Origin of the sequence: uncultured Limnohabitans sp., assembly GCF_937889215.1 — a bacterium.
Classification (GTDB): Bacteria; Pseudomonadota; Gammaproteobacteria; order Burkholderiales; family Burkholderiaceae_C; genus Limnohabitans_A.
In genome coordinates, this window is the sequence record NZ_CALBEX010000433.1 from 1 (window position 1) to 8,733 (window position 8,733).

7 protein-coding genes and 1 pseudogene are annotated in these 8,733 nt (G+C 61.4%); 4 read left to right on the top strand and 4 right to left on the bottom strand.

The window, feature by feature from the left end:
- The 4 genes from pepN to Q0341_RS11045 form a co-directional block, all read right to left on the bottom strand.
- Nucleotides 1–2,466, bottom strand: a 2,466-nt coding sequence (gene pepN / locus Q0341_RS11030; protein WP_299513167.1) for an aminopeptidase N, incomplete at its 3' end; no start/stop codon positions are given.
- A 33-nt stretch (nt 2,467–2,499) separates the two neighbouring features.
- A protein-coding gene (gene prfB, locus Q0341_RS11035; RefSeq protein WP_299513170.1) for a peptide chain release factor 2 occupies nt 2,500–3,604 on the bottom strand; the annotation gives its coding sequence in 2 pieces (ribosomal slippage) (nt 2,500–3,522 and nt 3,524–3,604; 1,104 coding nt in all).
- Between the two features lie 70 nt (nt 3,605–3,674).
- A complete protein-coding gene (locus Q0341_RS11040; RefSeq protein WP_299513172.1) occupies nt 3,675–4,022 on the bottom strand; it encodes a hypothetical protein in 348 nt (115 codons plus the stop codon).
- Nucleotides 4,023–4,252: 230 nt separating this feature from the next.
- The gene (locus Q0341_RS11045) at nt 4,253–5,167 is read right to left on the bottom strand and encodes an alpha/beta hydrolase (RefSeq protein ID WP_299513175.1); all 915 of its coding nucleotides are present in this window, start codon (nt 5,165–5,167) and stop codon (nt 4,253–4,255) included.
- 25 nt (nt 5,168–5,192) lie between these two features.
- Between Q0341_RS11045 and Q0341_RS11050 the strand changes: the two genes are divergently transcribed.
- The 4 genes and pseudogenes from Q0341_RS11050 to Q0341_RS11065 form a co-directional block, all read left to right on the top strand.
- Complete coding sequence (locus Q0341_RS11050; RefSeq protein ID WP_299513177.1) at nt 5,193–6,953, top strand: AMP-binding protein; 1,761 nt, start codon at nt 5,193–5,195, stop codon at nt 6,951–6,953.
- Between the two features lie 84 nt (nt 6,954–7,037).
- Nucleotides 7,038–8,099 (top strand): aldo/keto reductase, encoded by a 1,062-nt coding sequence (locus Q0341_RS11055; RefSeq protein WP_299513180.1) that lies wholly within the window; start codon nt 7,038–7,040, stop codon nt 8,097–8,099.
- A gap of 9 nt (nt 8,100–8,108) precedes the next feature.
- The gene (locus Q0341_RS11060; RefSeq protein ID WP_299513183.1) at nt 8,109–8,600 is read left to right on the top strand and encodes an aminoacyl-tRNA deacylase; all 492 of its coding nucleotides are present in this window, start codon (nt 8,109–8,111) and stop codon (nt 8,598–8,600) included.
- Nucleotides 8,601–8,628: 28 nt separating this feature from the next.
- Nucleotides 8,629–8,733: pseudogene (locus tag Q0341_RS11065) on the top strand (glycerol-3-phosphate acyltransferase); the annotation flags it as partial.

An 8,733-nucleotide genomic window follows, 5' to 3' on the forward strand; every position in this document is an offset into this window, starting at 1 on the left:
GAAAATCAGGCTGCGGGCGCGGTTGGGGTTGCGCAGGCTGAAGTCTGGGTGCAGCATGAGCTGGCGCACGCGGGGCAGCACGTCGCCGCCGCGGTCGGGTGCGCTGGCTTGCAGGGCAAACCATTTGTCGATGACCAAGGCCTCGTGCTGGAACATTTTGTGGAACAAGGCCAAGGCGTCTTGTGCCAGCCCATGACCACTGACCACCAGGGCCGACAGCGCGTTGAAGCGGTCGGTCATGTTGCTGGCGTCTTTGAACTGTTGGTAAACGCGCCCAGGTGTGATGGCATCGCCGCTGTGCACGGCGGCCACGCAGAGCATGCCCATGGCCAGACCCGCCAGAGCGCGGCGGCCGCTGGACTGGGCATCGGGCTTGTAGGCACCGTTGTGTTTGTGCGCGTGCCATGCCCAATCCCAGTCGGCTTGCAAGGCTGTGGCCAGTTGCAGGCGCATGTTTTCACGCAGGGCATGGACACGCTGTGGGTCCACCACATCCAGCTGGTCGGCGATGTAGTTTTCGCTGGGCAGCGTGAGTGCCAAGTCCTTGAATGCAGCATCCAGCGTGGGGTGGCGCAGCACATTGCGCAAAGCGCTCACCAAGGCCTCAGACAGCACGGGCTGGCCTGTCAAGTCCTTGTTTTGCTGGACAGCATCGAGCGCGCTTTGGAGCATCAAGCGTTGGCCTGCTTCCCATTGGTTGAAGGGGTCGTTGTCGTGGGCCAGCAAGATCAGCAGGTCATCGGCGTTCAGGCCGTCTTCGAGCACCACCGGGGCGCTGAAGGCGCGCAGCAGTGATGGCACAGGTTCGCTGTCGATGTTCACAAAGGTGTAGCTGGCGCTGGCTTCGGTCAGGACCACGGTTCGCTGTGGCAACGCATCGGCGGCATCGGCCAACTGCAGGGGCAGTGGCTTGCCGTCGCGGCTGAGCAGGCCCAGCGTGACCGGGATCACGAAGGGCTGTTTGCTGTCCTGGCCGGGTGTGGCGTGGCAGCTTTGGCTGAGCGTGAGGGTGTAGCTGCGCTCGGCCGCGTTGTAGACACTACGCGCTTGCAGGCGCGGGGTGCCCGCCTGGCTGTACCAGCGCTTGAAGGTGCTCAGGTTTTGCCCCAGCGCCGAGTCCGGGTTGGCGTCGGCAATGGCTTGCGCAAAGTCGTCGCAGGTCACCGCCTGGCCGTCGTGGCGCTCAAAGTAGAGCTTCATGCCCTTGGCAAAGCCGTCACGCCCTTGCAGGTCAGCGGGGCTGGCCACCAAGGTCTGCATCATGCGTACGACTTCGGAGCCTTTTTCGTAGATGGTGACGGTGTAGAAGTTGTTGATCTCGACATAGCTGTCGGGGCGCACCGGGTGGGCCATGGGGCCGGCGTCTTCGGCAAACTGCACGGTACGCAGGACACGCACGTCTTCGATCCGCTTGACGGCGCGGGCACTCGTCTCGCCCGCCATGTCTTGGCTGAACTCCTGGTCGCGAAAGACCGTGAGGCCTTCTTTCAGGGACAGCTGGAACCAGTCGCGGCAGGTGATGCGGTTGCCGGTCCAGTTGTGAAAGTACTCGTGGCCCACCACGCTTTCGATGTTGCCAAAGTCTGCGTCAGTGGCTGTGGCCGGGTTCGCCAACACGTATTTGGTGTTGAAGATGTTCAGGCCCTTGTTTTCCATCGCGCCCATGTTGAAGTCGCTGGTGGCGACGATCATGAAGCGCTCCAAGTCCAGCGGCAGGCCAAAGCGGGCTTCGTCCCAAGCCACGCTGGCCATGAGCGAGTTCATCGCGTGTTCGGTCTTGTCCAGATCGCCGGGGCGCACGAACACTTGCAGCAAGTGTTCGGTGCCCGAGCGGCTCAGTATGCGTTGCTCGCGGGCCACCAATTGGCCGGCGACCAGTGCGAACAAATAGCAGGGCTTTTTGTGCGGATCGACCCATTTGGCAAAATGCCTCAGGCCGTTGGGGCCGTCCTCCAGCGCACCTTGCTCGACCAGGTTGCCGTTGCTCAGCAGCACAGGGTATTTGGCCTTGTCAGCGCGCAGCATGACGGTGAAGCTGGCCATCACGTCCGGGCGGTCCAGGAAATAGGTGATGCGTCTAAAACCCTCGGCCTCGCATTGCGTGAAGAAGGTGCCCTGGCTGACGTACAAGCCCATCAGCTGGGTGTTCTTCTCGGGGTTGCAGGTGGTGAAGATTTCCAGATCGAAGGGCTCGTGGCCTTCGGGCAGGTTCTCCAGCACCAACTGATTGCCGTCCATCTTGAACGAGGTACCACCGCCGTTGACCAACACGCGGGCCAAATTCAGGTCTTCGCCGTCCAGACGCAGCGGCTGAGCCGTCACGTCGGGGTTGCGGCGCAGGCGCATTTTGTTCAGGACACGGGTTTTGGCCGGGTCCAGATCAAAGGTCAGATCGACGGTGTCGACCCAAAAAGCCGGGGCGGTGTACGCCTCGCGCTGGATCGCGGTGGGTTGTCCTTCACGCATCACTAACTCCGTTTTTGTTGAGGTCTGAGCAGATCAGAGGCCTTGTTTCAGTGAGGCTTCGATGAACGCATCGAGGTCGCCATCGAGCACCTTTTGGGTGGCCGAAATTTCGACGTTGGTGCGCAAATCCTTGATGCGGCTGTTGTCCAGCACATAGCTGCGGATCTGGTGACCCCAGCCCACATCGGTCTTGGTGTCTTCCAGCTTTTGCTGCTCTTCCATGCGCTTGCGCATTTCAAAGTCATACAAGCGCGAGCGCAGGCGTTGCCAAGCCACATCGCGGTTGCTGTGCTGGCTTCGGCCGTCTTGGCACTGCACCACAATGCCCGTGGGGATGTGCGTCAATCGCACCGCAGAGTCGGTCTTGTTGATGTGCTGACCACCCGCGCCGCTGGCGCGGAAGGTGTCGGTGCGCACGTCAGCCGGGTTGATGTTGATCTCGATCGAATCATCAATCTCGGGGTAAACAAACAAGGAGGCGAATGAGGTGTGGCGGCCGCCCGACGAGTCAAACGGGCTTTTGCGCACCAAGCGGTGCACGCCGGTTTCGGTGCGCAGCAGGCCAAAAGCGTACTCGCCCTCGATCTTGATGGTCGCGCCCTTGATGCCCGCGGTGTCGCCCGGCGTTTCGTCTTCCACCGTGGCCTTGAAGCCCTTGCGCTCGGCGTATTTGATGTACTGGCGCAGCAGCATGCTGGCCCAGTCGCAGGCTTCGGTGCCACCAGCGCCCGCCTGGATGTCAACAAAGCAGTTGAGCGGGTCGGCCTCGTGGCGGAACATGCGGCGAAACTCTAAGTCTTCAACGAGCTGGGTCAGCTTGGCGGTTTCTGCCTCGATGGTCAGCAGACCGTCGTCGTCGCCTTCTTCCTTGCTCATCTCGAACAGTTCAAGGTTGTCGGCCAACTCGCGGGTCAGGTTGGTGATGGTGACCACCACGCCATCGAGGGCTTTTTTCTCTTTGCCCAATTCTTGGGCTTTTTTCGGATCATTCCAGACCGAGGGATCTTCGAGCGATGCGTTGACGGTTCTCAGCCGTTCAGATTTGGCATCGTAGTCAAAGATACCCCCGTAACTCGTGGGTACGAGCGGTCAGGTCTGTGAGGGATGCGCCAATTTGGTTGATGTGTTCTGCGTCCATGGGAAAAATGTCCGGTTCGGTAAACCGGACATTTTCTCATGACTTGGGCTGCAAAACCATGCTTTGCCCCTCAGAAGCTTCGGCCGTAAGAGAACATCACGGCCGCCGCGCCCAACAATTTCACTTGCACCGAATCGTGGGGTGTCAGCTTGTAGCCCAGCGCGGGAATGATGGCAGGCGAAAAACCACGGTAGTTGAGGGGCACTTTGTCTTCGTAAGGGGCAACATAGCCGTACATCAAGCCAGCCGTGACTTTGGCAAACAGTTGGGGCACGCCCAGCAGGTGGTTGAACTGTTGGCCGGCGTACGCATAAACGGTGGGCTGGCCAAAAGAGTTGCTGAAAAAGCTGATGCCACACAAACGGTTGCCGGGCAGTTGCTCGTCGATCGCCACCAGCACCAAGTTTTTTGTGTTCACCGCTTTTGCTCCAGTGAAAGGTGTAAGGCGAAAACGTGATTTCACCCCGGTGGTCTGGCGCGGGCGCGCCTTGCACCGCCAAAAATTCAGGGCAGAAGCGTTGCGCCGTTTCGGCCTGAGCCAGCGTGCAGGCGGCGGTCAAAGCCACGGTCGAGATCAATCGGAGGGGGGAGGTCAAGGGCATGGCGGGTCAGAGGCTGAAATTGGAGTCGATCGAATTCTAGAGTCTTTCACGCTGTGAATTTTTCTATCAATGCAGCCAACTGTTGGGGCTGGTCATGGTGCAACATGTGGCCCGCGTCATCAATCACGGCTTTTTCCAACACGGCCACGGCCTTCAGCCGTTCATGAAACTCAGCCAAAGTGTATTTGCCCTTCCACCACTGGCTCAGCGAGTCATCCGAGGCCTCTACCGCCAACACGGGTGCACGAATGTTCCGGTACATCGCCAAGGCCTCATTGACTTGAAACAGGTAAGGGTTGACCACCTTGTGCGCCGCGTCGCCCAAAATTCGCCACTGGCCATCCGGGCCCACCTGTGCCCAGTGCTGGGCCAACCAATCGGCTTGGCCTTGGCCCAGTCGGCGGTTGGTTTTCATCAAGCGGGCCGCCACACCCGCCGCATCGGGGTAGGGTTTGAGGTCGTTGTCGCCAGCGCGCTGTTTTTTGACTTCATCGAGCCACTGGCCCATGCGGGCCGGGGCTTGTTCAGACTGGGTGGCGGCCAGGCCAAAGCCTTCGAGGTTGACGAGTCGGCGAATCCGCTGGGGGCGAGCGCCGGCATACATCATCACCACATTGCCGCCCATGCTGTGGCCCACCAGGTCAATGGCTTGGCCGGGGTACAGGGTGTCGAGCAGGGCGTCCAGGTCGGCCAGGTAGTCGGGGAACCAATAGCTGTCTGTGCTTGGGGCTTCGGTCAGGCCGTAGCCGCGCCAATCCATGGCAATGATCGGGCGCTGCTGTGCATAGGCTTCGCTGAAAGCATCCACCATGAATTGCCAGGAAGCGGCCACGTCCATCCAGCCGTGGGCCAGAACCAAAGGGGTGGCACCTGGCTGGGGCGTGCCCCATTGGCGGACGTGGTAGCGGCAGCCGCGCAGCGGCACCATCAGGCTTTGTGATTGGCGTTGAACTTGGTACATACTTTCGATCATAAGGAGACACACGATGAGCGTCAGTCGCAACCAGGACCACACCCTCCCGCCAAGCGCCGACCGCTATGCGGCCATTCACCAAGGTTTCGGTTGGAAAGTGCCCAAGCGCTTCAACATGGCGCAAGCTTGCTGCGGCCAGTGGGCTGCGCGGCCCGCCACGGCGAGGCGCACCGCCATCCGTGAACATGTGGCCGGGCAGGGCTTGGGCCAAAGCTGGACATTTGGCCAGTTGCAAAGCGCGGCCAACCGCCTGAGCCGGGTGCTGCAGGGCCAAGGCGTGCGGCGCGGTGACCGGGTGGCGATTGTGCTGCCCCAGCGCTTTGAGACGGCTGTGGCCTACATGGCGGTGCTGCAAATGGGCGCGGTGGCCATGCCGCTGTCCATGTTGTTCGGCCCCGAGGCGCTGTCCTTTCGCATCAACGACAGCCAGGCCCGTGTGGCCGTGTGCGACGAATCCACCATTCAGGCCTTGCAGCAGGCCCGCCCCGAATGCCCCGGCTTGCAAAGCCTGATCGGCGTGGGGCAGGCCGGGCCGCTGGCCGACCTGGATTACGCGCAAGCCGTGGCCAGCCAAGCCGCATCGTTCAAAGCCGTGAGCACCTTGGCCGACGACCCTGCCGTACTGATCTACACCAGCGGCACCACCGGCAACCCCAAGGGCGGACTCATCCCGCACCGGGCGTTGATTGGCAACTTGACGGGTTTTGTGTGCAGCCAAAACTGGTTTGGTTTTGACCCGGCGGATGCCAGTCGCCCGTCCAAAGCGGTGTTCTGGTCGCCTGCCGACTGGGCCTGGACGGGTGGCTTGATGGACGCCTTGCTGCCGAGCCTCTACTTTGGTCGGCCCATCGTGGCCTTCAACGGGCGCTTTTCACCCGAAGCGGCCTTCGAGATTTTGCAAAGCCACGGCGTGACACACACCTTTTTGTTCCCCACCGCGCTCAAAGCCATGATGAAGGCCGTGCCCGATGTCAAAGCCCGCTACCGCCTGAAGCTGCAAGCCATGATGAGCGCGGGCGAAGCGGTGGGCGATGCGGTCTTTGGTTACTGCCAAGCGCAACTGGGCGTCACGGTGAACGAGATGTTTGGCCAGACCGAGATCAACTACGTGGTGGGCAACTGCACCCGCCTGTGGCCGGCCAAGCCCGGCAGCATGGGCAAAGGCTATCCGGGTCACCAGGTCGCGGTCATCGACGACGCTGGGCATTTGTGCCCCGTCGGCACGCCGGGTGAAGTGGCGGTGAACCGCTTCGATGTGCACGGTCACCCAGACCCGGTGTTCTTTTTGGGCTATTGGAACAACGACAAGGCAACCGAAGCCAAATACACAGGCAACTGGTGCCGCACCGGCGACATGGCGGTGGCGGACGAGGATGGCTACCTTTGGTACCAAGGCCGCACCGACGACATGTTCAAAGCAGCCGGATACCGCATTGGCCCCGGCGAGATCGAGAACTGCCTGGTCAAACACCCGGCCGTGCAGAACGCCGCTGTGGTGCCCAAGCCCGACAAGGACAGGGGGGCGTTGGTCAAGGCCTATGTGGTGTTGTCACCCGACTGGCTGGCCCGCAGGCCCGTCGGGCCCGGCCAGGCCGGCTTTGACGACGAGGTGCGCCGCGAACTGCAGGCCCATGTGAAGGGTTTGCTGGCCCCTTATGAATACCCCAAAGAGATCGAGTTCATTGACCAACTGCCCATGACCACCACGGGCAAAGTGCAGCGCCGGGTGCTGCGCTTGCAAGAGGAGGCGAGAGCTTCGGCGACAAATAACTGAGCCCACCCGTGACAAAATAAGACCCAACTGGGCCAGCCCGAGTGCGGCTTGCCTTTCACCATTGCCAAATCCACAGGAAACACCATGAAACTCGTTCAACTCGGCCAGTCCGATTTGCAAGTCACCCCCATTTGCTTGGGCACCATGACCTTTGGCCAGCAGGTCAGCGAAGCCGACGCCCATGCCATCCTGGACCGCTCGCTGGAGGCTGGCATCAACTTCATTGACACGGCCGAGATGTACGCCGTTCCTGCTTCGGCTGAGACCTGCGGGGCGACCGAGACCTTCATTGGCAACTGGTTCGCCAAGCACCCCGGTGCCCGCGAAAAACTGGTGCTGGCCACCAAAGTGGCCGGCCCTTCGCGGGGCATGCCTTGGATCCGTGAGGGCACGGGCATGACCGGGCAAGACATCCTCAACGCTTGCGACGCGAGCCTGCGCCGCCTGCAAACCGATGTGATCGATTTGTACCAAATCCACTGGCCTGAGCGCCATGCGCCGGTGTTTGGCATGACGTATTTCGACCCGGCCAAGGACAAGCCAGGCACCTCGATCCACGAGCAGCTCGAAGCGCTGTCCAAGCTGGTTCAGGCGGGCAAGGTGCGCTACATCGGGCTGTCCAATGAAACGCCCTACGGCGTGCACGAATTTGTGCGCCTGGCCGAGCAGCACGGCTTGCCCCGTGTGGCCACGGTGCAAAACCCTTATGCCTTGGTGAGCCGCACTTACGACAACGGGCTGGACGAAACCTGCTACCGCCTGAACGTGTCGATGCTGGCCTATTCGCCATTGGCGTTTGGTCTGCTCACGGGCAAGTATGACCACGACGATTTGAAGGGCCCCTTGGTGCCCGATGGCGGCCGCATTGCCCGCTACGACTCGATGCGCAAGCAGCGCTGGGGCCGCCCGGAGGCCTTGGCCGCTGCCCGCCGTTACAACCAGTTGGCACGCGACAACGGCATGACACCCACCCAGATGGCGCTGGCGTTTTGCTACCACCGCTGGAGTGTGGCCAGCACCATCATCGGTGTGACGTCGCTGGCGCAGCTGAACGAAGACTTGGCCGCCTGGAGCACCCAGCTGACGCCCGAGGTGCTCAAGGCGATTGACGAGATCCGTTGGGAAATGCGCGACCCCGCTTTGTGATCTGAGGCGATGGCCAAAAAAGACAAGGTCAGCGAAACCCCAGCCACGGCACTCTTGCGCCAGCAGGGGGTGAGTTTCACCGAGCACCCCTACGAGTACCTGGAGCACGGCGGGGCCCAGCACAGCGCGCAGGTGTTGGGCATGGACCCTTTTACGGTCGTCAAAACCTTGATCATGCAAGACCAGGACGCCAAACCCTTGGTGGTCTTGATGCACGGCAACTGCAAGGTGTCCACCAAAAACCTGGCGCGGCAGATCGGTTTGAAATCGGTCGAGCCTTGTGCGCCCGAGGTGGCCAATCGGCTCAGCGGCTACTTGGTGGGCGGCACCTCGCCCTTCGCCACGCGACGTACCATGCCGGTTTTCATCGAAGAAACCATCCTCGCCTTGCCGCGCATTTGCATCAACGGCGGCAGGCGCGGTTATCTGGTGGGCATCGACCCCCAGGTGTGTGTGCGTTTGCTTGGCGCCCAGCCGGTGAACTGCGCACTGGCAGAATGACGCCCGTACAAGAACAAGGGAGCTTTGGATGGATGCGTTGATTCCGGTGGCCGTGGTGTTGGTCAGTTATGTGCTGGGTTCGCTCAGTTTTGCGGTGATTGTGAGCCGCTTGATGGGCCTGAACGACCCGCGC